The following is a 23,959-nucleotide window of genomic DNA, read 5'->3' on the forward strand; positions in this document are numbered from 1 at the left end:
CCATGAAGGCTACTTACGCAACTGCACTGACGCTTCTTTGCGCGACTCTTCCGGTCCTGCCCGCGGCCGCCGCACAGGACGGGACGACCAGCACCGCGATGCTTGGCGCCGATCCGCGCAGCACCGAGTTCCTCCGCATGCAGATGTTCGATGCGAGCGCGAGCCCCGTCACGCCCGGCGCCGTGATGCAGACGCCAGCCATCGAAATACCGGCGACCCGCGATCCGGTAGCGGTTAGCGCCGGGCCGGCCAAGCCCGCCGATCCTCTGCGCAAGGCAGTGCAGGCGCAGCTATCGCAAGGCGGTGCGGCTACGGATAGCCTTCGAGCCGACGAGAAGACCGCGCTCGTTGACTACTACGCCGATCCGGACCTGCCCCTTCTGTGGGTGGACGGGCGCGGGCTGACGGCCCGCGGTAAGTCCGCGATGGAAGAGATCGCCCGCGCGGATGATTACGGCCTGGATGCGGCAGACTACAAACTGCCGGACCTGAGCAAACTCGACGAGGCCACACCGGAGGCGCTCGCGAAAGCGGAAATTCAGATCAGCCACGCGGTGCTCGAGTACGCCCGCGATGCCCGCGGCGGCCGTATCGATCCCCGGCGCATCTCGCGCAATCTCGATCCGACCCTCGCCCTGCCGAAGCCCGCCGAGGTCATCCAGTCGATCGCCTACCGCCCGGATGCAGGCACGTATTTGCGCAGCTTCCAGCCGCAGCATCCGCAATTTGAAGCCTTGCGCCAGAAGCTCCTCGCCTTGCGCGGCGGCAATACGGACACGGACGCCAAGGAACCCGAGATTCAGATTCCGAGCGGCCCCCTGCTACGGCTCGGCGACACCGACCCGCAAGTGACGCTGCTGCGGACGCGGCTCGGCGTGCCGCAGGGGAGCGACCCCGAACTCTATGACGAAACGGTCAGCGAGGCGGTGAAGCGCTTCCAGAAGACGCACAACACCGCGGCCGACGGCGTCGTCGGCCCCGGCACGCGGCGGCTCCTGAACAATCCGCACCTGCGCAACGCCGGAAGCGCAACGGACATCAAGAAAATCCTCCTGAACATGGAGCGCTGGCGCTGGCTGCCCCAGGATCAGGGCCGGTTCTACGTCACCGTGAACGTGCCGGAGTTCATGCTGCGCGTGGTGAAAGAGGACGAGACGGTCTACACGACCCGCGTCGTGGTCGGAAAAACGAAGACGCCGACGCCGATCTTCTCCGACGACATGAAGTCGGTGGTGTTTGGCCCGTATTGGAATGTGCCGAACTCCATCAAGACCGGCGAGATCCGGCCCTATATCCGCCCCTATGGCGGGGGCTGGTACGGCCGCCGCTGGGACACCCGCGTGCTGCAGCAGCATGAACTGCGCATCAAGTACAACGGTCAGGAGATCGACCCGCAGGCCATCGACTGGGGCCGCGTGGATGTTCGCAAGCTGCACTTCTACCAGCCGCCGAGCCCCAAGAACGTGCTCGGACGCGTCAAGTTCGTGTTCCCCAACAAGCATGACGTCTACATGCACGACACGCAGGACAAGCACTTCTTCAACAAGTCGGTCCGTGCGGAGAGCCATGGCTGCATGCGCGTGCAGAACCCGGACGAGTTCGCCGCCGTCCTTCTGAAGTACGACCGGAACTGGGGCGCGGATAAAACGCAACACGCCTTCAACACCGGCTACGACAAGCGCGTGGCGCTGAACAACGACATCCCCGTCTACATCACCTACTTCACGCTTTGGGTGAACGACGATGGCTCGGTGACGACCTATGGGGACCTGTATGGCCACGATCGCCGCATGAGCGCCGCCCTGCTCAAGAACGGCCGGGACTATGCGGCGGTGAAGCGCCCCGCCGCAACGGCCGAGAATGAGCGGCAGACGGAAATGGCGCCGAGACGCGACGGCACGCGCTTCGCACGGACCGGATACTGACCGATCTCGCCTGACCTTTAAGACTCGCTCCGCCCATTGGGGGGCGGAGCACGCTTGGCCGCCAACACCGGCGGCCACGCACCCTCCCGAAAAACCGCGCAATTTGGCCGATCAGAAATCGTTAACTACGCTCGGAAGTGCGTGTTTACGGTTAAGGGCTTTGCCTTGTTTTTCGCTCATTTTATTTGTTTACTGTTGCTTATAGGTCGCAGTGGGGCACACGCGACTCCGGCACAGGATGGCCGCAAAGGCCTGGTGTCATTGGGGAAAGTCGGCTGATAACGCCGGCGAGGGTATACGGAAAGACGGGGATGCGTTTTCGGGGGAGTCTTGTACGCCGCGCCATGCTGCGCGCTGCAATCGTGACGATGGGCGCCGCGGGCCTCATCGGTCAGATCACGGTTGCTTCCGCTGAAGACCGCACCCTTTCCATGTATGAGATCCACACCAAGGAGACGATCACCGTCACCTACAAGCGCAACGGCGTGTGGGACGAAGAAGCCCTCAAGAAGCTCAACTGGTTCATGCGCGATTGGCGCGCGAACGAGCCGACCAAGATGGACCGGGAACTGATCGATCTCATCTGGACCTTGCACACAAGGCTGGGCTCCAAGGAACCCATCCACCTGATTTCCGCCTACCGCAGTCCTAAGACCAACGAAAAGCTTCGGCGCGCCGGCGGCGGCCAAGCGCGGCGCAGCCAGCACTGTTTGGGCAAGGCCTCCGACATTCACTTCCCGGACGTACCCGTGGCGAAACTCCGGGCTTCCGCCCTCATCCAGGAGGTGGGCGGCGTGGGCTACTACCCGAGGTCCGGCATCCCCTTCGTCCACGTTGATGTTGGCAACGTTCGCATGTGGCCGCGCATGCCGCGACTCGAACTCGCGGCTCTGTTTCCGGACGGCAAGACCGACTACGTGCCGTCCGATGGACGGCGGATCACCAAGGCGGACTATGACCGCGCCGAGTCCAAGGGCATGGTCGACCACGTCCTGATCGCGCAGGCGCAAGGGCTGGGCGGCACGGCCGTCGCTACCTTCACGCCGCCGCCAACGCCGAACCCGGTCCGGGTCATGGCGCAGCTCTCAGAGCCGCCGGCGGCCATGCCGGTGGTCGCGTCCGCGGCGGACACCCAATTCAAGCCCACCGACTTCAAACCCATGGCGCTCGCACCGGCAAACGCGGAGATTCCGGAGCCGGACAAGCCGTCTAACAATTTCGCGCTGGCAAGCCTTGGCGGGACCCTGCCCTGGGCGCGCGAGAGACCCCGTCCGATCGAGGCCAGCCAGGCCATTCCGCCTCAGAGCCAGCAGCCGGGCGCCGGCGCTGTCACGGCCCAGGCCAAGGTGCCGAGCTATCAGGAAGCCAAGCCGGTCGATGCCCCCGCTTTCGACGATGACCATCCGGACGACCTGACCTATGTCGCGGTCGAGACCGCGCGACTGATGGCCGTCCCCTCGATGGCGCACGACCGCGAGGTCGCCCCGATGTCCCATCCCGAACAGGGCAATGTCGACTACATGTTCCGTGATATGGACGGTTCAAGCCACTTCGGCCTGCGCCCCAGCTCGGGCTACCTGGGCCTCGCCAGCATTCAGACACTGACGGGGCCGGCCGTCCCGAGCCTCTATGCCGCCGCCCCGAAAGACGGCCCGACGCGCCTCGCCGCCCGCTAGCCGAGGCCGCATGAAGGGCTGACTCGTCGGCCCCGCAGCACCATCGAACTACGCCGCCTCGGACTCCTCCTCGTCCATGCCGAGCGCATGAAGATAGGTCGCAAGGATCATTTCTTCTTCCCGGCGCTTGTTGTCGTCCTGCTTCCTGATGCTGATGAGCTTGCGCAGCGCCTTGACGTCGAATCCATTGCCCTTGGCTTCCGCGTAGACCTCTTTCAGATCCGCGGAAAGCGCCGCCTTTTCTTCCTCCAGCCGCTCGATACGGGATACGAAGGCACGAAGCTGATCTTTGGCCGATGTCTGAAGCTGCACGGTTTGTTCCTCAAGGCTTTTATGATGGTTCGATGAAGTCGCGAGCTTGGGGCCGAATCGGAACGGGCGGCAAGGCGCAACACCCGGCTTTTCCCGCTTATCCAAAGCCGCGCGCCACCCGGCGCGCTGCCGCCGCCCTAACTACTTATTTTTATTGATAATACCGGCTGGGGTCAGAAGTCGCTTACGTCTGGTACTTAGCCTTCCATTCCTCGTAAGGCATGCCGTAGACGATCTCCCGGGCTTCGTCCTTGTCGAGCGGCACGCCCCGCTCGTCCGCCGCCTCCAAGTACCACCTGGACAGGCAGTTCCGGCAAAAGCCTGCAAGATTCATCAAATCGATATTCTGGACATCGGTCCGCTCTTGCAGGTGCTCCACCAGCCGCCGGAAGGCCGCGGCCTCGATCTCCGTTCTCGTCGTCTCGTCCATCGCGCACCTGCCTCTCAGTCGCCTGTGTGGGATCCGTGGTTCTCGATCCGATGCAGCCCTTCCGCAGACTGGAGCACGTCCGAAACCGCGCGCGCAAGATGCGCGGCCCACTCCGCCTGCCCCTCTTCGCCCAGAATCAGATCCTGGCGCACCTCGATCAGCGCGTGGGCAAGCCCGCGTGCCGTGGCATGCCGGTAGAGCGTATCGCCCTTGAGCTGACCGGAATACGGCACGTTGTCGCCAATCACCGCATCAGGGATCGTCCCCAGCTTCTCGAGCAGCGGCAGCGGCACCCGTGGGTCTTTGTCCCAAAGGACCGAGGCGTGCCAGGGTCTCGGATGCCCCTTCCAGGCCTGGGTAAAGCTGTGGATCGATAGGATCACCGGCGGCTTGCCCGCCTCGATCCCGGCGTCGACGGCCCGGCCGATGGCGGCATCGTAAGGGCGATAAAAGCGGTCGAGCCGCTCTTCACGCGCCTCCGGGCTCAGCCGCACATTGCCGGGCACCACGAGCCCGTCAGCGACCTCCATGATGAGCGTCGGGTCGTCCAGGCCACGGTTCGGATCGATGAGGAGACGGGAGAACTGGCTGATGACCGCCGGCGCGCCCAGCATCTCGGCCAGGAACCGCGTGACGCCCTCTGCGCCGAGGTCGAAGGCGATATGCCGGTGAAGGTCCTCGGGCCGCAGTCCGAGGGTGTGCAAGTCCTCGGGCACGCGATTCTGGGCATGATCACAAAGGAGCAAAAGACCAAGCTTTACATCCCCTTCGATGGTCCGGTATGGCTTCTCGCTCAAATCTTCTTGTATCAAAGTATCCAGACTGAACTCCTGAAAGCGGTAGGGCCCAACGATACGACGATAGGCCCGCGACACATTTACCTCAAAGTGGGGTGGTGTTTTATGGCTATTGCCCCAGCTTTATAATCGAGCCCTGCCAGTCAGTGAAATGCAACCTATTCGAGGCTACTGTTCGGAGTTGGTCCAACGCCACTCCAGACCCTGAGATTTCGATGTTTACTTCTAACGTGATACGAAACGCCACGCCCGTTTGGGCCACCCTACGCCGCTGGTCCGCCGCGGCCACGATGGCGGCCGTCCTCACCGCGCTTGGCATCGTGACGGGGACCGGCGTTTCATCCGCGAAGGCAGACCTGAAGTTGTGCAACACGACCGCGAGCCGTGTCGGCGTCGCGATCGGCTACAAGGACACCGAGGGCTGGGCCAGCGAGGGCTGGTGGAACATTGCTTCGCACACCTGCGAGACTTTGCTCAAGGGTGTGCTGATAGGCCGCTATTACTACATCCACGCAGTGGACTATGACCGGGGCGGTGAATGGGCGGGCGGCCTCTATATGTGCACGGACGACAAGTCCTTCACCATCCGCAACACAACCGACTGCGAAAAGCGCGGGCATAAACGCACCGGCTTCTTCGAGGTCGATACGGGCGAAGAGAGGGATTGGACAGTGCGTCTGACGGACCCAGAAGGCGAAGCAAAGAACCAATGAGGCGAAACCGACGAGTCAAGATCGTCGCCACGCTCGGTCCTGCCTCCACCAACGAAGATACGATGCGGCGCCTGTTCGAAGCGGGCGCCGATGTGTTTCGTGTGAACATGAGCCACGCGACTCATGACGGCTTGCGCGAAGTGCATGGCATCGTCCGCAAGCTGGAGTCGGAGTTCTCGCGCCCTATCGGAATTCTCGTGGATCTTCAGGGTCCGAAGCTTCGCATCGGCAAGATTGAATCCGGGACGATGCGTCTGACCAAAGGCGATGTCGTGAGCTTTGTCCGCCGCGAGGATGTCGGCGGACTGGGCCGCATTCACCTGCCCCATCCGGAAATCTTCGAGTCCGTCGAAGCCGGCCATACGATGCTGCTCGACGACGGCAAGCTCAAGCTGCGCGTGGTGGAAGCGTCCGACGTGCGCATCGACGCCGAGGTTTTGACTTCGGGTCTTCTCGGCAGCCGCAAGGGCATCAGCATGCCCGATACCGTCCTTCCGTTCGGCGCGCTGACCGACAAGGACCGGTCCGACATCGAATGCGCCAATTCGATCGGCGTGTCTTGGCTCGCGCTCTCGTTCGTGCAGCGCCCCGCCGACATCGAAGAGGCGCGCGAACTGAGCCGCGGACGCACCGCCATCATGGCGAAGATCGAGAAGCCGACCGCGGTCCATTACCTCAAGGAAATCGTCGACCTGGCCGACGGGATCATGGTCGCGCGCGGCGATCTTGGCGTCGAAATGCCGGTCGAGAAGGTTCCTGGCCTGCAAAAGCAGATCAGCCGGGCCGCGCGCAATGCGGGCAAGCCGGTGGTTGTCGCAACGCAGATGCTGGAATCGATGATCTACGCCCCCGTTCCGACCAGGGCCGAGGTCTCCGACGTCGCCACGGCCGTGTTCGAAGGCGCCGACGCCGTGATGCTGTCGGCGGAATCGGCGGTCGGCAAATATCCGGTCGATGCCGTGGCCACCATGAACAGGATCGCCATCGAGGTCGAGCACGATCCGTTGCATGCAGCCATCATCCATGCTCAACGCATCGATCCGCAGGCGACAGGCGCGGATGCGATTTCGGCGGCGGCCCGGACCGTCGCGGAGACGCTCAATCTGGCCGCCATCGTTTGCTACACTGCCACGGGCGCTACAGCGTTGCGCGCCGCGCGCGAGCGGCCGCAGCAGCCGATCCTGGCCTTGACGCCGATCCCTCGAACGGCGCGGAAGCTGACCATTGTGTGGGGGCAGCATTGCGTCCTTGCGGACGATCCGATCAGCCTCGACGATATGGTCGCCAAGGCCTGCCGCATTGCATATCAGGAAGGCTTCGCCAAAGCCGGCGAGCAAGTGATCGTGACCGCCGGCGTCCCGCTCGGAAAGTCGGGGGCGACCAATCTCTTGCGCATCGCCGAGGTCGATCCCACTGAAGACATCGATATCCCGTAGCGCGGGCGGAAGGACCTATCGCGGCGAACCGCGCGGCTCGGCAACGCAGCTGGGATAGAGAGATGTTCCGGCAGAAGTCGTGGGCAGGCGCGGCTGTTGGGCGGCTCGGCTAGATATCCTGACCTTCGACTTCGCGCGAGAGCGCATCGACCCCAGCCTGGGCATCATCCAAGTAGGGATTGACCGCCAGCGCCTGGCGGTAGGCCTTCAGCGCTTCTTTCTTCGCACCGAGCTGTTCCAAGACCAGCCCGAGATCCGTAATCGCCCTGTAGTGCTTCTCGTCCAGATTCAGCGCCCGTCGGAGATCGGACAGCGCGCGCTCGGGCTTGCCTGCGAGCACATTGACCTTGGCGCGCAGGTACCATGCTTCCGCCTCGTCTGGCGCGATGTCCACGACGGCATCCAGAACCGCGAGCGACAGGTCCACATCCGAGTCGTTGGCGAATTGTGTTGCGCGGCTCATCAGAAGATCGACCGTGTCGCTGCCGCTCATGGCCCACAGCTCTTCGATCGCCTCGGTGATCGGCTCGGCTTCGGTCGAACTCTTGGCCTGTGCAAGGCGCTCGTAAAGCCCCTCCAGCAAGACCGGCCGTTCGGCGGGGTCGAACGCAGGCGGGACAGCGCCCGCGATGGCCTCTTCCCCTTCGCCTGGGGCTTCGCCCGACGCCCAGCCCGGTACGCGTTCCGGCCCGGCGCCGAGATCGCTCTCTTCCATGTCCTCGAAGTCGAGACCCCCGAGCCCCGGATCCTCCGAAGGCGGAGGCCCAGCCTCGTCATCGAACTGTTCGAAGAACTGCGCGAGCACGGTGGGCGGCCCGGCGAAAACCGGCGCAGGCACGAGCAGCGCCACGCCCAGCAAACACAGACCTAGTTTCTGACCCGGAAGTCTCATGGGCAAAAAATTACGGGGCCCGATAGGGCCCCGTCAAAGCTTTTCCGCATCGGCGCCCCCGAACCGCGAGGAAAGGGGGCAAATCCATGAAGGTCGCAGCCTCAGGTTCGCCTCGAAGGCTAGCCTTGGCGCGCCTTGAAGCGGCGGTTGGTCTTGTTGATCACATAGAGCCGGCCACGGCGGCGGACCACCCGGTTGTCCCGGTGGCGCTTGACCAGGGCCTTCAAAGAATTCTTGATTTTCATCTCACGCCATCCATTTCGGCTGAAAAACAGTCCGGGCGGCCCTTGGTTAAGAGCCGCCCGAAAATTGAGCCGGACCATAAGAACACGCCGCCCTGCTGTCAACTTGCCGGCAGCGCCTGGGCAACGGCAAAAGAACCCCGGCCCTGTTGGGGCCGGGGTCTTCCACTCAAATGGTCTGGAAGACTAGTCTTCCTTGACCTTGTTCGTGACCTTGAAGTCCTTGTCGAGATAGACGTCGTACTGCACGTCGTCCTCGCAGACGACATCCTCGGCCTCGTAGCCGCTCTTCTCCATCTCGATATCGGTATCCTCGACGGTGCAGCCCATGGCCTTGATCGCCGTCTGAACGCCCTCGACCTGCTCCTCGGTGAGCGCCTCGTCGGTGGCGAAGGACGCCGTCGTCATGGCAAACATCAAAGCAAACGCCGTAATTAAAATCCGCATAGTTCGTTCCTCCTGTTGGCCAGTCCCGGATATAGGGATCGCGCCCTCTTAGTAGAAGACTTTCCTAAAACAACGCTGAATATTTCCAGGACAACATGTATGCATTAACGTCAGCGGCATCGCAGTGTTCCAGCATAGTCGACATACTTTTTTGTACGGCATTGGAGAATATCGAAGTCATGACTGAGACGACGACTGGCGAACAAGCCGCCAACGACACCTGCGCGATGCCCACGCCGCAGAAGGAGCACGATTGGCTACATCGGCTGATCGGCGACTGGAACTTCGAAGGCGAATGCATCATGGGCCCCGGCGAGCCTCCGATGAAGAGCATCGGCGAAACGTCGGTCCAGTCGCTCGGCGGGCTGTGGATCTTGTGCGATGGATCCGGCGACGCCCCGGACGGGACGCCCGTCAACAGTCTCATCACGCTCGGCTACGATCCGCAGAAGCAACGCTTCGTCGGCAGCTTCGTCGCGTCCTGCATGACCCATTTATGGATTTATGACGGCTCTCTGGACGCCGCCGGCAAGGTTCTCACGCTCGACACGGAAGGCCCGAGCTTCTCAGGCGACGGCTCCTTGGTCCCCTATCAGGACATCATCGAGATCGAGAGCGACGATCATTGGACCCTGAAGTCGCGCATGCCCGGCGAAGGCGGGGCGTGGTTCGAATTCATGACGGCTCACTACCGCCGCAAAAAATAGCCTAGCGCCGCTCGCGCCCGAACAGCCCCTCGCGGGGAGCCTCGCGTCCGCGGCCCTGCTCGCGCGCACGGCTGGCTGGCCCCTCGCCTCCCAGGATCCCGAGACCGAGCGGGCCGCGGCCGCCCTGGCGGCGCTCTCTACCGCCCTCTTCGGGCATCGCCGTGTGAATCACCTGGCAAGGCTTGTGACGAACCTCCCCAAGCCGCGGCTGAATGATGTGGTCGAGCGCGTTGAACGGAAAGGCGATCGATCCGGCTAGCGCGTTCAACACCGGTACGCCTTTGAGATGGACCGTCGGATGGTAGAGGTTCCCCTGGATCGCGAAGGGCTGGGTGACCTGGATGAGTTCCCGCCGCAAGGGCTGCGGCTTGAACCGCAGATCGATAGTTTCCCGCCGCAGGTTCACATAGCCCACGCCCGCGATCTGAACCTCGCGCGTTTCGAGCACCAGACCGCGCGTGGTGCCCCGGCCCTCGTTGAAGGCAAACGGCGCTACGACGCAAACAAGCTCGGTACCACCGCCGCGTTCGCGCGACAGAAGCCAGGCCGGCAGGCTCATGCCGGTCAGATTGATCAAGTCTGATCCCATCCAGCCGTCGCGCAAAGACGAACGCGCCGATCCGCCGAGTGAGCCGGGAATCTCGGCGATGGTATTGCCCGCGCCTGTCAGGTCGTAGTCGACAAAGAGCGTACCGCGCACCGGGAAATTCACCTTCATCTCTTTCAGGATCGTGCCGATCGCCAAACTGTCCACGTTGCCTTTCAGGGCGAAACTGGTCGGCTTCTTGACCGTGTCGATCTTGCCCGATGTCGTCGCCCGACCGCCGAGATAGGTGAGAGCCAGCGGGTCGAGCCCCACGATCCCCGAAAGATACGTCACCTGTCCCTTGATATTGCTCGCATCGGTTCCGCCGCCCGCGATCTCGGCGACGTCGATCTCCAGGTCGACCGGGAGGTCATTCCACATGTCGCTGTAGTCGACGACATCGAGATCCTTGTCATCGACGTTCTGCAGATAGGTCGTACCGACCGCGTGAAGTCTCTTCACGTCCGACAGATGCAGCAGCGGCGAGGACAGACTGCCCGAAAGCGACGGCTTGCCGTCTTTGACGACCCCGCTGAGCACGCCCTTGATCGTTGTCTCGCCCGCGAGCGCCGTCCCGGCCAGGTTGAGCCTGTTCTTGCCGCCCGACACGGTGCCGTCGAACTTGACCTGCCCCACATCGGCCGCGTCCGATCCGAGAGCGGCGGCCAAGGCTTCGAAGCTCGGAATGTCGAGTTGCGTGGCAAGGTCGAAGTCGTCTCCCGCCTTCACGTCGTCGTAGGAGAGATCGAGCGACAGCGACAGCAGTTTGCTGTCCGTCACTCTTGCCGAAAGCGCCTCAAGTCCCAACGATCCATCCGCATCGGAGACCTCGAAGTCACCGGAAAAGTGGCCGAGCCCGGCAACGTCCTTGTTCACAGCGAGATCCAAGAACTCCGTGGTCGGAATATCGAAAACGCCTTTGAGGTCCACGCCTTTGAAGTCGATGATGTCCTTCACGTCGCCGGTGATGCGGAGACCCGGATGTTCCGTATCGCCGGCGAGAATGACAACATCGTAGATTCCGAGACGACCATCTTTATCCTTGTACAGACGCTCCGCGGTGATCGGTCCCAGCGTGCTGAGCGTCGTGTCAATGGCCGTGGTGTCGATGGTAAGATCCCGCACCATAACGCCGTCCAGAGAGCCCTTCAGCTTGCCCGAGAAACCAGAGATGCCGACTTTCAGGAACGGCCAGACCTGGCTGTCGGGTGGATCATGCTTCTTGATCTTACCGTCCAAGGTCAGGTCGAGACCGCTCATGGCGGTCAGATCGTCAATGCCGCCGGAGAGCGTGTAGGCGTCGCCGGACTCGAAGCTGGTCGTGAATTCCACGTCCGATAGCTTCAGGGCCTCAAGCGGTCCGGATATCCGGCCGGAGAAGTCGCTGGAGCCGTCCAGCTCGCCCTTGATGCCGTAGAGCTCGAGGGATTGCTGCAGCGAGGGCACCTCTGCCGTCACCTTCACATCGACCACATCACCAGCAGAACCGAAGACGTAGTCGCCAGACAGAGCTCCCACGAGGCCTGGATGGTCGACGGAGAAGTCGAATGTCCGCTTCTGTCCATCCATCCGCGGCTTCACATCACCGCTGAACTTCCAGGGCTCTCCATTCATGCGTCCCTTCGCGTCGACGACGATCGACCCGTCGTCTCTTGCCTTACTGACGACCGCATCGAACGCATAGGTGATCTTGAACCCGGTCTCCTGATCGGTGATGTCGATCAAGGTGTCGCGCATCTCGAAATCGCTGGAGGAGCCCGAATGCACGACGTTGCCGACAAATCCGGCAATCGCTTGGATGCCCTGCACTCCGGTGCCGCGTCCTTGCGGGATGTCGATCGCAACCTTGAGGCCATCGACAGTCAACCCGCTCAAATCCAGGTGACCCGTCAACAACGGCAGTAGCGGGATCTCTACAACGACGGCCTTGACCGACAAATCCTTCATGTCCGCCGGCAAGCGGTTCTCAACGGCCACGATATCGCGAAGAGAAACTTTCGGCTCGAGGCTGATGCCGATTTCGACAGGTCCTTTGACCTCGACCGGCACATCGATCGCCTCGCTGATGAAGTGCTGGGCCGCCTTGCGCCGCACCTCTTCGAAGGGGCCGGCCGAAATCAACATAAGTCCCGCCACTGGAATGGCGAGGATCAGAAGCAAAACAAATCCGACTTGGAGGATCGTCCGGAGAAAAGATGAAAGGCTCATGGGAAGAAGGCGCCACGGTTCAAGAGCGGCGAGCCTATCCCAATACCATGGGCGCGCAAGGCCATTGGCCTTGCGCCATCAGAACCGGGGGCCGGCCCGCCGCCGTCACGGCGAAGGCTGTGGACGGATCGCCTCGGCGTTAACACCTCGTTAACAATTGAGGGGCTAGCGTTTTAGGGCTCAAAACCGAACGGGAAGTTAACAATAAAGGCGTTTCGGCCCGGACAGGAATGGGCTCCTGGCCGGGCCACTTCCCGCCATCTCGCTAAAGGAACCGCGCGGCCAGCGTCACGGCGGCCGCGATGATCGCCGTTCCGAACAAATTCAGCAGCGCGCCGGCGCGCATCATCTGAGGCAGGGTGACGTAGCCCGTACCGAAAACAAGCGTGTTCGGCGGGGTCGCGACCGGCAGCATGAAGGCCGATGACGCCGCGAGGGCAATCGGCATCACGAACAGAAGCGGCGCCACGTCCGTCCCGAGCGCAAGACTGCCGGCGATCGGCAGAAAGGCCGCGACAGTCGCCGTGTTGCTCATCAACTCCGTCAATAAGACCACGAGCAGCGTCACGCCGAAGATCAGTACAAACAGCGGCATGGCATCCAAGAAGGACAGGCCGTTCCCGATCCACGCCGCAAGACCAGTCGTGTCGATAGCCTTGGCAAGGCTCAGCCCGCCACCGAACAGGATCAGAACCTCCCAGGGAATTCGGCGTACCGCCGTTGCATCCAAAAGGAAGGTCCGGTCGGGCCAATGCGCCGGGATGGCGAAGAGTGCGATCGCGCCGATGATCGCGATGCCCGTGTCGGAGATATCGAATCCGAGCCGGTCTTCGACCAACGGTGAAACGATCCAGCACAGCGCGACCGTGGAGAATACGGCACAGACGCGCTTTTCAGGACCCGTCATCGGCCCCATTGCGTGCAACATCCCTTGGACAAGCCCCGGATCGACCCTACCGAGGCGGTTGGACACGGGAAACGCGAGCCGCGTCAGGATGAGATAGGCGCACACGAGAAGCATGGCGGAGATCGGCAGCGCGAACAGCATCCAGTCGAGGAACGTCATCTCGATGCCGAAGACCTCCTCCAGATAGCTGGCGGCCAGCAAGTTTGTCGGTGAGCCCACGAGCGAGGCCATGCCACCGATGGAGGCCGCATAGGCGATGCCGAGCATCATGGCGGTGCCGAAATTAGCCGCCTCGCCATGCGCACGTTTCCCGTCCGGTGCGACGACGGCGATGAGCGACATCGCAATGGGTAGCACCATGATGGTCGTCGCCGTATTCGTGATCCACATGCTCAGGAAGGCTGTCGCAAGCATCTTGCCCGCGATGAGGTTGAGCGGACGGCTACCGACCGCGAGAATAATGTGGAAGGCGATACGCCGATGCAGATTCCATTTCTCGAGCGCGAGGCCGATCAGAAAGCCGCCCAGCAGCAAGAACACGACGGGATGTGCGAACGGCGCCGCGGCCCCGTCGATGCCCTCGACACCGAGAAGCGGCAAGACGGCCAGCGGCAGAAGCGCCGTCACGAAGAGCGGGACCGCCTCCGTGGCCCACCATATGGCCATCCATAAGGCCAGAGCCGCAACGGACCAGCCCGCGGCCGACAATCCCTCCGGCGCGGAGCTGATGACACAGGCCGTAAAGACGACCGGGCCAAGTACCAGCCCCACCAGTTGATGCAGTTTGCGGCCGGCACCGCCGTCATCGGGCTCAAGCATGTTTCGCGACCGCCTTTCGCTCAGGTGCCGCGAAACGTTTTCGGGCCACAGCTGAAATCGTCCGTACCCGCTTTGGGCACGGATCGTGGCCGGATGTCAATTTAGGGCGTGAGGGCCAGACCTAGGACGTCCCGTCCATCACCTTTTGCTTGTACTCGTCCTCGGTGATTGTGCCGCCGTTCTCGGCGACCCGGCCGGCGTCGGCTTCAGGAAGAGCCTCCTGAATCAGATCGATCCGCTTCCAGGCGGGCAGCGGCGCCTCTCCCGTCGCATCCGGCACGTAGCGGTTCGTGGCCTCCACGCGCTCATGCTTGTGGATGTAGCGGGCGCAATTGATGAAGGCCTTGTCGACCCTGACCTCGACCACGAACTCGGCGCCGGGAAAGAGCTTCATGTGGTCTTCGTTCTGGGACAGCGCCGCGGTGCCCTGCACCCTCACGCGATGGGGCGTGCACATGTCGATGAACAGCATACCGACCTTCCCCGTGGCGGAGATATTGCCCGCCGAAAAGTACATGCCGTTACCATTGTAACTCGGGAACACAATCGTCTTGTTGTCCACCACATGGGCGACGCCCACATTGCCGCCCTTGTATGAGACCGTCGGCTCTCCGTCCTCGTTTACCGTGGAAAGGAAGAAGTAGTCGCGGCTGGAGATGAAGCCGGCCATCTCCGGGTCAAGCTCGTCGCGAACCACGGCAAAGACCACGGCGTTGGCGAGCGGCCGGCTCTGCATCTCGTCTTGGAGCGCGCGCTGCTGAGGCGAGTAGAACGCGTCCGGATTGGGGATAGATACGTCTTCTTCCGTCGCCATGATGTCCCTCCCGTGTGCCGTTGTTCGTGCTGTTGTCCGCGAAGACCTTCGCGGGCTCGCCTCTAATTGGACGAGCGTCCCCTTCTAGCAGAGCAGGCAATCCTCGGCTTTGCAAAACCCGCTGCCTATCCGCCCGGACGTTCCGTATCTCCACACAGCAAAAAAACGGCGGTGCGACTGAACGCACCGCCGTCTTGAACCGTCGTTTTGCCAGTTCCGACTAGGCCGGATTGTAGAGCCGGTCTCCGACCAGGACGCTGCCCCGCAAGGCATTGATCGCCTTGGCACCGGCGAGCACGGCGAGATCCGCCAGCGGCTCCACAATGATCACCAACATGTAGGCGCCGCCGAAGGTCGCGATCGACTGGACGTTCTCAACGCCGAAGCCATGGCCGTACAGCGCCCAGAACGTCACCCAGGCGACGATCCCCGCCTGATAGGCCGTCGAAAGCGCCAGAGCTTGACGGTACTTCAAATCCACATAGGGCGTGCCGGGCTCGATGACCTTGCCGGCGAGGTAGCGCAGACCGAACAGCGGCACTAGCAGCGTCGTGACGTTCATGCCGTATTGCGGCAGGTCGAAAGGCGCGAAGAAGAGGCCCTGCAGGAAAAGGCCCAAGGCCAAACCGATAGCTGCGGGCGCACCGCCGAAGATCAGGAACAGCGTCGAGCCGAAAATAAGGTGAACCTCGGAGACCCCGACCGGGTAGTGCGGGAACACTTCGAAAAAGCAGAAGACGAGCGATGTGGCGCCCGCGGCCCGAGCGAGCAGCGACACCGGCCCCCGCTCCTTCACGTCTTCCCAAGCGAGCTTCAGGCCGTAGGCGCCTGCGCCGGCGGCGGTGGCGTAACTCAGCCAAATCTTACTGTCGGCAACAAGGCCAGGTTCAATATGCATGTTGTGGTTCCTTTGCCGTCTCACCCGACGGCGCATGGGTTGGTCCGTTTGCCGAATGGCCGGTCTCCTGGCTCGCGGGTCGCGGCCGGCTTCCGTCTTCCCAGCCCTTGCCTTGGGTGACAGTTGGGCCAGTGACATCGGTGGAAGGCGGCTCACCGCATACAGTCGCGGGGGCGGCTAGGCTTCGGGCCGCGGACGGCCCCACCTATTCCCGTTTCATCCGGCCGCGTTTCCGCGCCCGGACACCATAGGCGGGCGAACTTTTGGCCGACTCGGGGCGCCGGTCAAGCAGTGCGGTCTGATTTTTCCTATTTCTTGTCTTTCTCGTAGACGTCGCCGGCCTCGACGCGCTTGGAAAACTCGGTCGTGCGGCCTTCCGCCAGCAGCTTGGCCTGCGCGACCCAGTCGTCGCGCGTGACCCGTCCTTTGAAGCCTTCGAGGTTGGCGTCGACCCAGGCCACTTCAGCGTCGGTCCAATTGGCGATCTGGTCGAAATGCCAAAAGCCCAAACGGTTGCAGAGCTTTTCGAGCTTCGGGCCTACACCTTTGATTTTCTTCAGGTTATCCGCCTTGCCCTCCAGCGGCGCATCGAGCGTCTTGGGTTTGACGCCCTCGCTGGCGCGCTCGGCAACCGGTGCATTCATGACTGCAAGATTGGCAGGGGCCGCAGCCATCGCCGGCGTGGCTGGACGAGCCTCCTTCGAGGTTCCGCGGCCTTCGAGCCGCCCCTCGAGGCGACCGATCAGATCGTCCTTCTCCCGGCAGCTCGCGCGGCAATCTTCAAGTTGGGCGCGCAATGTCCCTGCCTCGTCGCCGGAGCTCTTGTAGGAGGTCTTGCGACGGCCGCCCCACAGGAGCCATCCCACGAACAGTCCCAGAAGGGCTGCGAGCACGATGAGGAACCAGATTTCTGCGAGCAGGAAGCCCCAATTCTTGAACATCGAACAATCCCCCTTGTAGGCCTTCCGGGCCGCTTATTGAGTGAACGCCAAGGTGACGCGTCGGTTCGCCGCCCGGCCCTCTTCCGTGTCGTTTTCGGCCAGCGGCTTCGTGTCGCCATAGCCCGCCGCCGTGATCGCATCCCCCGGGATGCCGCGCTTCTTGAGGGCTTCGACGACCGCGTCGGCACGCTTCTGGCTCAGGTCCATGTTGAAGTCGCTATCGCCCTGGCTGTCCGTATGGCCACCGACCTCCACGCGCAGATTGCCGGACTGGACGCACTTCATAACGAGCGCCGTCATCGCGTTGATGACCTGCAAGGAGCGCGCGTCGAGCCGCGCGGAGCCGGTCACGAAATTGACGTCGCGCTTGGACAGAAGGGCGTTGGCCTTGTCGCGGCACTGACCGTAGCCGGCCACGAAGTCCATTTGCGGCAGCCAATAGCCGGCCGTCATCACCTCGGTCTCGCCTGTCGCCGCGTTCTTGCGGCTTGTGCCGTCTGGCGGCAGATCGGTCGCCGCCTCCACACGCACGGCGACTGCATCCCCGAGATCCTTTGACAGACCCGTCTCGAGAAGTTCGATATCCGCGCCCGGGCTTGCGTTTCCGGCGAACGGAAAACCGTTGTCACCCCCCGACAGCGCCGCATTGCCGGAGTCACCGAGCGTCAATTTCAGCGAGTCGAACTCGGGCAGCCAAGAGCCGAGCTTCTTAAGAATGGCGAGCGCAGGCTCGGGGTCGCCTGAAATCGCGATGCTTGGCTCCCCGGAAACTTGATCGAGACCAAGCGCCGCGGCGATGGCCTCGGTGGTGAGGCCGGCCGGAAGCTTACCGCTGACGGATGCCCCATCGGCGGCGGAATAGACCAGCTCGAACTCTATCGGCTTGCCGTCGTCGAGATAGCTGAGCGACGTGTCCACCATATAGCCCGGCGGCACGTCCTTGAGTTCGGCCAGCGCCGCCTCCCCGGCGGTAGGCGTCGTCGCCTCGCCCTCTAGGGTCAACGACTTGTCCTTCATGGTGAGCGTGCCCTTGTTGAGCTTGATGAGCGCGCTGAGTCCGTCCTGCGCGACCATCGTCCAGCCGCCCGGCGCACCGGAGGCCAGTTTCAGCGACGATGCATCGTGATCGAGAACGACGGCGATACCTGCCCGCGCAGCCTCGGTCGGCACATGCCCGGAAACCGTGATGCCTTTGTCCGACTTCACCGCCGAGAACGTATAGGGAGCGACCGACTCAAGAACCTTGATCTTGTCACGAACGACGCGCCGCCCCTGGACGATATCGAGAGTCTCGAGGATCCGTTTCTGTTCCGCGGCGCTGTCGGCGAGGCCGTTGACCTCGATGTCGCGGCCCGTGACAGTGGTCGTCAGGCCGTGCACCGATGCGGCGACGGCCCCGTTGGCGCCATCGGCAACGGTCTGCTCGATTCGCTTGGCATGATGCTTGGTGCCATACCAGCACAGCGCCGCGACGCCCAAGACGAGCACCAAGATTCCCAAGACCTTCCGCACCGGCATCCTCCCTCGATGGCCCCAAATCGCTGCGAGGGGAACAATGCGCCAAACGCCTTGGCCGGACCTCACACAACGACCGACAACATGCCGCCTAGACGCCGTGCGACGCAACCTCGGAATGGTGTGACTTTGGGCTCGTCATTTTCCGCCGCAGTTCGAAGCCCTTCACCAGGCTGTAGATGGCCGGAATCACCGCCAAGGTAAGAAGCGTCGACGAGGCCATGCCGCCGATCATCGGTACTGCAATCCGCTGCATGACTTCGCTGCCGGCACCATGCGCCCAGAGTATGGGGAGCAAGCCCGCCATGATCGCGGCCACGGTCATGATCTTGGGGCGCACGCGGCCCACCGCGCCGGAAACGATTGCGGCGTGGAGATCGCCCGGTCCAAACGGTCTGCCCTCATCTTCGCAAGCGGCCATCCGCTCCTTCAGCGCGTTCTCGAGATAGATCAGCATCACGACTCCCGTCTCGGCGGCGACGCCGGCCAGAGCGATAAAGCCGGTAACGGCGGCCACCGAGAAATTGAAATCGAGCCACCACATGAACCAAACGCCGCCGACCAGGGCAAACGGTACGGACAACATGACGATCACTGTCTCGGTCAGCCGGCCGAAATTGAGATAGAGCAGCACGAAGATCACGAGCGCAGTAAGCGGCACGACGATCTGCAAGCGTTTTTCGGCGCGCTGCAGATACTCGAACTGACCGCTCCAGGCCACGTAATAGCCCGGCGGGAAGTTGACGGTCTCGGCCACCGCTTTCTGCGCGTCCGCAACGTAGCTGCCGATGTCCCGGTCACGAAAATCGACGAAGATGTAGAGCGCGAGTTGCGCATTCTCCGTGCGGATCATCGTGGGGCCTTGAGCTACCGTGACCGTCGCGACCTCGCTCAAGGGCACGGTGCCACCCGCCGGCGTCGGGATCAGCACTTCGTTCGCAATGGCCTGCGGGTCGTTGCGATAGTCGCGCGGATAGCGGACCGCGACCTTGTACCGCTCGCGCCCCTCGACCGTCGTCGTGACCGCATTCGCGCCCAGCGCCGTCGCGATCACGTCCTGCACATCGCCGACCATGAGCCCATAGCGGGCAAGCCGCGCGCGGTCGGGGTCGATGTTGATGTAATAGCCGCCGGTCGCCCTTTCCGCATAGGCACTCGTCGTGCCCGGCACGTCCCGCACCGCCGCCTCGATCTTACGGGCGAGATCTTCCATCTCACCGAGATCGCGCCCGATCACCTTGATACCGACCGGCGTCCGGATGCCGGTCGACAGCATGTCGGTGCGCGCCTTGATCGGCATGGTCCAGGAATTCGAAACACCCGGAAACTGCAGCGCCTTATCCATCTCGGCCGTCAGTGCATCGATGGTCATGCCGTCGCGCCATTCGCTTTCCGGCTTCAGGTTGATGACCGTCTCGAACATTTCCATAGGGGCCGGGTCAGTGGCCGTCGCTGCGCGCCCTGCCTTGCCCCACACGGACTCCACTTCCGGAAAGCTCTTGATGATCTTGTTCTGGGTCTGCAGCAACTTGCCCGCCTCTGTGACCGAGACGCCGGGCAACGTCGTCGGCATATAGAACAGCGTGCCCTCGTTGAGGGCCGGCATGAACTCGCTGCCGATCTTCGATGCGGGCCAGACAGTCACCCCGAGCGCGGCGATAGCGACCACGACGGCAAGGACCCTGAAGCGCAGGACGAATTCGATAACGGGCCGGTAGATCCAGATCAGCGCCCGATTCAGCGGATTCTTGTGCTCGGGAATAATCCGCCCCCTCACGAACAAGATCATCAGCGCTGGCACCACGAAGATCGACAGAAGCGCGGCTGCCGCCATGGAGAACGTTTTTGTGTAGGCCAGCGGCTTGAACAAACGCCCTTCTTGCGCCTCTAGCGCGAAGATCGGCAAGAACGAAACCGTTATGATCAGCAGGCTGAAGAAGAGCGCGGGCCCGACTTCGACCGCGGCCTCGATGATGGTCTCGCTGCGGGACTCGCCAGGTGGCGCGTGCTCGAGCCGCTTGTGCGCGTTCTCGATCATAACGATCGAGGCGTCCACCATGGCGCCGATGGCAATGGCGATACCGCCGAGACTCATGATGTTCGAGGACAGGCCCAAGGCCCACATGCAGATATATGCCATCAGGACGCCCAACGGCAGCGTGATGATCGCCACGAGCGCACTGCGCGCGTGCATGAGAAAGATCACGCAGACCAAAGCCACGATGAGGCTTTCCTCGATGAGCGTGCGCTTCAGCGTATCGATGGCCCGATAGATCAGGGCCGACCGGTCATAGACGGTCTCGACGCTCACGCCCTCCGGAAGGCTGGGCGCGATCTGAGCAAGACGCTTCTTCACACTGTCGATGACGGACAAAGCGTTCTCGCCGTAGCGCTGCAGAACGATCCCCGAGACGGCTTCGCCATTGCCGTTCACTTCGGACAGACCCCGGCGTTCGTCCGGAACCAGTTCGACGCGCGCGACATCTTTGAGGAGGACCGGAACGCCCGTGTCGTTCTTCAGCACGATGGACTCGATGTCCTCAAGGCTCGTGATGTAGCCGCGGCCGCGCACCATGTATTCTCGCTCGGACAGTTCGAGCGTGCGCCCGCCGACATCCATGTTGCTGTCGCGGATGGCGCTTGTGACCTTGGACAACGGGATGCCGAGTGCCTGCAGCCGGCGCGGATCGACGACGACGCTGTATTGTTTGACGAAGCCGCCAACGCTCGCGACCTCGGCGACGCCGGACGCCTGGGATAAGCCGTAGCGGACATACCAGTCTTGGAGGGTCCGCAGGTCGGCCAGACTTTGATCGCCGCCTTTCAGGACATATTGGTAGACCCAGCCAACGCCCGTCGCGTCCGGGCCGAGCTCCGGCGTTACGTCGGCGGGCAGATCCCCGGCGGCCGCGCTCAGCGATTCCATGACCCGCGAGCGCGCCCAGTAGACGTCGGTGCCGTCGTCGAAGATCACATAGACGAACGACACGCCGAAGAACGAGAACCCGCGCACGGTGCGCGCCTTGGGCACGGTCAACATGGCGGTGGTCAGCGGATAGGTGACCTGATCCTCCACGACCTGCGGCGCCTGCCCCGGATACTCGGTGTAGACGATCACCTGCACGTCGGACAGATCGGGGATCGCATCCAGCGGCACCTTCTGAACCGCATAGAGACCGAGCAGCGTCACAAACGCAGTGGCGATGCTCACCAGGACGACGTTGCGCGCCGACCAGCGGATGATGCCAGCGATCATTGTCCCGCCTCCTCAGTCTCGAGGTTGCGAAGTGCCGCTTTGAGATTGCTTTCGGAGTCGATCAGAAAGGTTGCGGAAGTGACGACTTCGTCCCCATCGGCGAGTCCATCGAGAACTTCGACATAGCCGTCGCCGCGCCGCCCGATCTTTACCGCGCGCGGCTCGAATTTCCCGTCGCCCTTGGCGATCAGGACCGTCTTTCTGGTCCCGCTATCGATCACGGCGCTTGCAGGAACGGCGGTGACCGGGCTCGTCTTCTCGCCGGGGTGAAACACGACGTCAGCGTACATGCCGGGTCTGATATGCCCGTCCTCGTTGGGCAACACGATCCGAACCGGGATCGTCCGCGTCTCGAGCTTCCGCATCTCCGGGTAGATGAACCCGACTTTCGCCTCGATGGGATCGTTGGGAAAGGCGCGCAAGGTGACGGTCACCGGCGTCCCGGTTGCGATGTCGCCGATATCCGCTTCGGCGACCTCCGCAATCACCCACATGCGCGTGTGATCGGCGATGCGGAACAGTTCCTCGCCCGCCTCGACGAATTGACCGTTAATGGCGCTCTTGGAGGTCACGTCTCCCGTCGCGGGCGACGGCCAATCGAGGGTGCGCGGGTTGTCCTTGGACTGCAGCACCTCGTCGATACGGCTCTGGGGCACGCCGAGATTGCGCATCTTCTGGATGGCACCATCGAGATCGCGGCGGCCGCGTCCTTGCGCGCGCAAGGCGACGAGAAGGTCCGCCTGGGCGAGCTGAATTTGCGGACTGTAGAAGCGGAAGAGAGGTTCCCCCTTCTTCACTTCTTGGCCGGTCTTGTCGACGAACAAATCCTCGATATAGCCGTCCGACCGGACGGTCACGATGGTTAGCAGAGACTCGTCATGCTCCACGGTCCCGGCGGCGCGAACGTCGCGCGAGACAACACGCTTTTCCGCCTTTGCCGTGCGCACGCCGCTGCGCTGCACCTTGCCCGGACTGATCGAGACCGTGCCGTCGTCGGACTCTTCATCCGCGTAGACCGGAATGTAGTCCATGCCCATCGAGTCCTTCTTCGGCACCGGCGAGGTGTCGGGAAGGCCCATCGGGTTGCGGTAGTAGAGCACTTTGCGCTCGGCGCTGTCGCCTGCGCCGGCGGACATCGCCATCTCGCCCGGCGCGGCGTGCTCTCCGGCCGTTGTGTGAAAGTACCAATAGGCACTCCCGGCTCCTGCCAGGAGTCCCGCCGCAAGCATCGCGGCGTTCGTCAGACGCGTCATGATGCGCCTCTCCAATAATTCGTTGCGTCGTCCCCGCGGTTCAATTGCAGAGGACCTCGTTGCACGGGCTCACGCGCAGGCGGATTCCGGGCGCGGAGCGGGCGTGCGGTTGGTGCTGTGGAGAGTTAGACGCGTGGAGGCGGCGACGGCAGGCGAATGGCGGGCGCCTGCAGGCTCGGCGTTGCCCAGCCGGTGGGGATGGCTGCAAAGGCAAAGGACGGCGTGGCGGGTCCGATCGACAGCACACCGGTCACGGCAAGACCGAGACAAAGGCACTTGGAGCAGCCACTATCGGGGCATCGACCGCGATCGTCCGCTGTCGGCGCGGACGCAGCGTCCGTTTCGACCGATGCCATCGCCGCATGGTTCTCGCAGTCGCCATGCATCGATGCCGGCTCGCCCCCGTCATGTTCGACGGATGCAGGCGATCCCATCGTGGCGGCCATGCGCATGGCCGCGCTGGCGCTTGTCGCAGGCAAGACCGCGAGCGCGCATACGATGAGAGCCGTAACGATGGTTCTGAACTCGGCCATATGCACCTGAATTTCGTCCTGGCCGCTCCTTACGTCAAGTGACGAGGCCGTGAGGTTGGTTAAGGGCGCCTTTCTGGGTGTCGGTGCTTGGCGCCACCAGACAACACCGTTCAGCCAGAAGTCTCCGGCACGGCGCGCCTGACCGGCCATTCGGCCATCAGATATTTGCGGAACCAGGCGGTGTATCGCTCGGGCGCGACCAATGCATCGGCCTGGACGTCGTCCACGGCCGCCCAGCGATAGGCCTGAGCCTCGTCCGGGTTCGGCACGATTGCTCCGTCATGGACGCCGTGAAAGACGTGGACAATTTCGTGTTCGATCATGTCGTGGTCGAGTTCCGCCCGGTAGCGGATCGTACCGAGCCCCTCCAACGGGCAGACAAATCCCATTTCCTGTTGCAAACGCCGCCGTGCGGCTGCATCGGACGCCTCGCCGGGGCGCGGGTGCCCGCAGCAGGCGTTGGTCCAAAGACCGCCGGAATGGTACTTCTCGGAACTTCGCTGCTGCAGCAGCATCCGGTCTGCATCGTCCCAGATGATCACCGAGAATGCGCGGTGCAGAGAGCCCTGTCTGTGCACCTCGTGCTTCTCGCCGGTGCCGATCTGGCGATCGGAATCGTCAACGAGAATGACTTTCTCCAAAGTCTGCATGG

The 23,959-nt window shown here is 62.9% G+C and carries 20 protein-coding genes, 1 pseudogene and 1 riboswitch; of the genes and pseudogenes, 5 read left to right on the forward strand and 16 right to left on the reverse strand.

The genetic code is table 11. From position 1 onward, the window contains the following. Positions 1 to 2: 2 nt before the first annotated feature. Positions 3 to 1,925 carry a L,D-transpeptidase family protein gene (locus GL4_RS14970; protein WP_052464660.1) on the forward strand — a complete coding sequence of 641 codons (1,923 nt, stop codon included), beginning with the start codon at positions 3 to 5 and terminating at the stop codon, positions 1,923 to 1,925. Between the two features lie 344 nt (positions 1,926 to 2,269). Further along, positions 2,270 to 3,601, forward strand: coding sequence for a peptidoglycan L,D-endopeptidase MepK (locus tag GL4_RS17850; protein ID WP_052464661.1), 1,332 nt, complete (start codon positions 2,270 to 2,272; stop codon positions 3,599 to 3,601). A 48-nt stretch (positions 3,602 to 3,649) separates the two neighbouring features. Here the strand turns inward: GL4_RS17850 and GL4_RS14980 are convergent, their stop codons facing one another. The 3 genes from GL4_RS14980 to GL4_RS14990 all read right to left on the reverse strand — a co-directional run bounded on the left by GL4_RS14980 (position 3,650) and on the right by GL4_RS14990 (position 5,140). Further along, positions 3,650 to 3,913, reverse strand: a complete 264-nt coding sequence (locus GL4_RS14980; protein ID WP_045368691.1) for a DUF2312 domain-containing protein — start codon at positions 3,911 to 3,913, stop codon at positions 3,650 to 3,652. A gap of 184 nt (positions 3,914 to 4,097) precedes the next feature. Then, the gene (locus tag GL4_RS14985; protein WP_045368692.1) at positions 4,098 to 4,343 is read right to left on the reverse strand and encodes a DUF1244 domain-containing protein; all 246 of its coding nucleotides are present in this window, start codon (positions 4,341 to 4,343) and stop codon (positions 4,098 to 4,100) included. 14 nt (positions 4,344 to 4,357) lie between these two features. Further along, positions 4,358 to 5,140, reverse strand: a complete 783-nt coding sequence (locus GL4_RS14990) for an N-formylglutamate amidohydrolase (protein ID WP_244462633.1) — start codon at positions 5,138 to 5,140, stop codon at positions 4,358 to 4,360. 290 nt (positions 5,141 to 5,430) lie between these two features. Here GL4_RS14990 and GL4_RS15000 point away from each other — a divergent pair. After that, a pseudogene (locus GL4_RS15000) lies at positions 5,431 to 5,850 on the forward strand (DUF1036 domain-containing protein); the annotation flags it as partial. Continuing rightward, positions 5,850 to 7,289 (forward strand): pyruvate kinase, encoded by a 1,440-nt coding sequence (pyk, locus tag GL4_RS15005; RefSeq protein ID WP_045368699.1) that lies wholly within the window; start codon positions 5,850 to 5,852, stop codon positions 7,287 to 7,289. The pseudogene GL4_RS15000 and the gene pyk, both read left to right, overlap by 1 nt. Before the next feature lie 109 nt (positions 7,290 to 7,398). Here the strand turns inward: pyk and GL4_RS16985 are convergent, their stop codons facing one another. From GL4_RS16985 to GL4_RS15020, 3 genes are all read right to left on the reverse strand, one after another. Further along, positions 7,399 to 8,181, reverse strand: a complete 783-nt coding sequence (locus GL4_RS16985) for a tetratricopeptide repeat protein (RefSeq protein ID WP_156137642.1) — start codon at positions 8,179 to 8,181, stop codon at positions 7,399 to 7,401. 119 nt (positions 8,182 to 8,300) lie between these two features. Continuing rightward, on the reverse strand, positions 8,301 to 8,426 hold the full coding sequence (gene ykgO / locus GL4_RS15015; RefSeq protein WP_045368701.1) for a type B 50S ribosomal protein L36: 126 nt from the start codon (positions 8,424 to 8,426) through the stop codon (positions 8,301 to 8,303). Between the two features lie 183 nt (positions 8,427 to 8,609). Next, positions 8,610 to 8,870, reverse strand: a complete 261-nt coding sequence (locus tag GL4_RS15020; protein ID WP_082025708.1) for a PepSY domain-containing protein — start codon at positions 8,868 to 8,870, stop codon at positions 8,610 to 8,612. A 179-nt stretch (positions 8,871 to 9,049) separates the two neighbouring features. On the opposite strand from GL4_RS15020, the gene GL4_RS15025 reads away from it, so the two are divergent. Beyond that, positions 9,050 to 9,577 (forward strand): DUF1579 domain-containing protein, encoded by a 528-nt coding sequence (locus GL4_RS15025; RefSeq protein ID WP_244462634.1) that lies wholly within the window; start codon positions 9,050 to 9,052, stop codon positions 9,575 to 9,577. A 1-nt stretch (position 9,578) separates the two neighbouring features. On the opposite strand, the gene GL4_RS15030 is transcribed toward GL4_RS15025, so the two are convergent. From GL4_RS15030 to idi, 10 genes are all read right to left on the reverse strand, one after another. Further along, positions 9,579 to 12,371: an AsmA family protein gene (locus GL4_RS15030; protein ID WP_045368706.1), complete on the reverse strand. Its 2,793-nt coding sequence runs from the start codon at positions 12,369 to 12,371 to the stop codon at positions 9,579 to 9,581. A 265-nt stretch (positions 12,372 to 12,636) separates the two neighbouring features. Then, complete coding sequence (locus tag GL4_RS15035; protein ID WP_045368708.1) at positions 12,637 to 14,097, reverse strand: SLC13 family permease; 1,461 nt, start codon at positions 14,095 to 14,097, stop codon at positions 12,637 to 12,639. A gap of 121 nt (positions 14,098 to 14,218) precedes the next feature. Beyond that, positions 14,219 to 14,911 (reverse strand): pyridoxamine 5'-phosphate oxidase family protein, encoded by a 693-nt coding sequence (locus GL4_RS15040; RefSeq protein WP_045368710.1) that lies wholly within the window; start codon positions 14,909 to 14,911, stop codon positions 14,219 to 14,221. Positions 14,912 to 15,131: 220 nt separating this feature from the next. Then, positions 15,132 to 15,809 (reverse strand): energy-coupling factor ABC transporter permease, encoded by a 678-nt coding sequence (locus GL4_RS15045; RefSeq protein ID WP_045368712.1) that lies wholly within the window; start codon positions 15,807 to 15,809, stop codon positions 15,132 to 15,134. 40 nt (positions 15,810 to 15,849) lie between these two features. Continuing rightward, positions 15,850 to 16,074: riboswitch (cobalamin riboswitch) on the reverse strand. Positions 16,075 to 16,117: 43 nt separating this feature from the next. Beyond that, on the reverse strand, positions 16,118 to 16,750 hold the full coding sequence (locus GL4_RS15050) for a hypothetical protein (protein WP_045368713.1): 633 nt from the start codon (positions 16,748 to 16,750) through the stop codon (positions 16,118 to 16,120). 33 nt (positions 16,751 to 16,783) lie between these two features. Next, entirely contained in the window at positions 16,784 to 18,262 is a 1,479-nt protein-coding gene (locus tag GL4_RS15055) for an OmpA family protein (RefSeq protein ID WP_172653379.1), read from the reverse strand. Positions 18,263 to 18,356: 94 nt separating this feature from the next. Beyond that, the gene (locus tag GL4_RS15060; RefSeq protein ID WP_045368718.1) at positions 18,357 to 21,521 is read right to left on the reverse strand and encodes an efflux RND transporter permease subunit; all 3,165 of its coding nucleotides are present in this window, start codon (positions 21,519 to 21,521) and stop codon (positions 18,357 to 18,359) included. Further along, on the reverse strand, positions 21,518 to 22,774 hold the full coding sequence (locus tag GL4_RS15065) for an efflux RND transporter periplasmic adaptor subunit (RefSeq protein WP_052464665.1): 1,257 nt from the start codon (positions 22,772 to 22,774) through the stop codon (positions 21,518 to 21,520). Before GL4_RS15065 ends, GL4_RS15060 begins: the two co-directional genes overlap by 4 nt. Positions 22,775 to 22,899: 125 nt before the next feature. After that, the gene (locus GL4_RS15070; RefSeq protein ID WP_045368719.1) at positions 22,900 to 23,307 is read right to left on the reverse strand and encodes a hypothetical protein; all 408 of its coding nucleotides are present in this window, start codon (positions 23,305 to 23,307) and stop codon (positions 22,900 to 22,902) included. Between the two features lie 110 nt (positions 23,308 to 23,417). Continuing rightward, entirely contained in the window at positions 23,418 to 23,957 is a 540-nt protein-coding gene (gene idi, locus GL4_RS15075; protein WP_045368721.1) for an isopentenyl-diphosphate Delta-isomerase, read from the reverse strand. Positions 23,958 to 23,959 lie beyond the last annotated feature (2 nt).

Origin of the sequence: Methyloceanibacter caenitepidi, assembly GCF_000828475.1 — a bacterium.
GTDB classification, from domain to species: Bacteria; Pseudomonadota; Alphaproteobacteria; order Rhizobiales; family Methyloligellaceae; genus Methyloceanibacter; species Methyloceanibacter caenitepidi.

What these genes read in the sequence shown, in the direction of transcription:
- GL4_RS15040 (WP_045368710.1), bottom strand. Translation starts at nt 14,911, where the DNA reads ATGGCGACGGAAGAAGACGTATCTATCCCCAATCCGGACGCGTTCTAC.
- ykgO (WP_045368701.1), bottom strand. Translation starts at nt 8,426, where the DNA reads ATGAAAATCAAGAATTCTTTGAAGGCCCTGGTCAAGCGCCACCGGGAC.
- idi (WP_045368721.1), bottom strand. Translation starts at nt 23,957, where the DNA reads ATGCAGACTTTGGAGAAAGTCATTCTCGTTGACGATTCCGATCGCCAG.
- GL4_RS15060 (WP_045368718.1), bottom strand. Translation starts at nt 21,521, where the DNA reads ATGATCGCTGGCATCATCCGCTGGTCGGCGCGCAACGTCGTCCTGGTG.
- GL4_RS15025 (WP_244462634.1), top strand. Translation starts at nt 9,050, where the DNA reads ATGACTGAGACGACGACTGGCGAACAAGCCGCCAACGACACCTGCGCG.
- GL4_RS15045 (WP_045368712.1), bottom strand. Translation starts at nt 15,809, where the DNA reads ATGCATATTGAACCTGGCCTTGTTGCCGACAGTAAGATTTGGCTGAGT.
- GL4_RS15035 (WP_045368708.1), bottom strand. Translation starts at nt 14,097, where the DNA reads ATGCTTGAGCCCGATGACGGCGGTGCCGGCCGCAAACTGCATCAACTG.
- GL4_RS16985 (WP_156137642.1), bottom strand. Translation starts at nt 8,181, where the DNA reads ATGAGACTTCCGGGTCAGAAACTAGGTCTGTGTTTGCTGGGCGTGGCG.
- GL4_RS14970 (WP_052464660.1), top strand. Translation starts at nt 3, where the DNA reads ATGAAGGCTACTTACGCAACTGCACTGACGCTTCTTTGCGCGACTCTT.
- GL4_RS15050 (WP_045368713.1), bottom strand. Translation starts at nt 16,750, where the DNA reads ATGTTCAAGAATTGGGGCTTCCTGCTCGCAGAAATCTGGTTCCTCATC.
- GL4_RS17850 (WP_052464661.1), top strand. Translation starts at nt 2,270, where the DNA reads ATGCTGCGCGCTGCAATCGTGACGATGGGCGCCGCGGGCCTCATCGGT.
- GL4_RS15020 (WP_082025708.1), bottom strand. Translation starts at nt 8,870, where the DNA reads ATGCGGATTTTAATTACGGCGTTTGCTTTGATGTTTGCCATGACGACG.
- GL4_RS15030 (WP_045368706.1), bottom strand. Translation starts at nt 12,371, where the DNA reads ATGAGCCTTTCATCTTTTCTCCGGACGATCCTCCAAGTCGGATTTGTT.
- pyk (WP_045368699.1), top strand. Translation starts at nt 5,850, where the DNA reads ATGAGGCGAAACCGACGAGTCAAGATCGTCGCCACGCTCGGTCCTGCC.
- GL4_RS15065 (WP_052464665.1), bottom strand. Translation starts at nt 22,774, where the DNA reads ATGACGCGTCTGACGAACGCCGCGATGCTTGCGGCGGGACTCCTGGCA.
- GL4_RS15070 (WP_045368719.1), bottom strand. Translation starts at nt 23,307, where the DNA reads ATGGCCGAGTTCAGAACCATCGTTACGGCTCTCATCGTATGCGCGCTC.
- GL4_RS14985 (WP_045368692.1), bottom strand. Translation starts at nt 4,343, where the DNA reads ATGGACGAGACGACGAGAACGGAGATCGAGGCCGCGGCCTTCCGGCGG.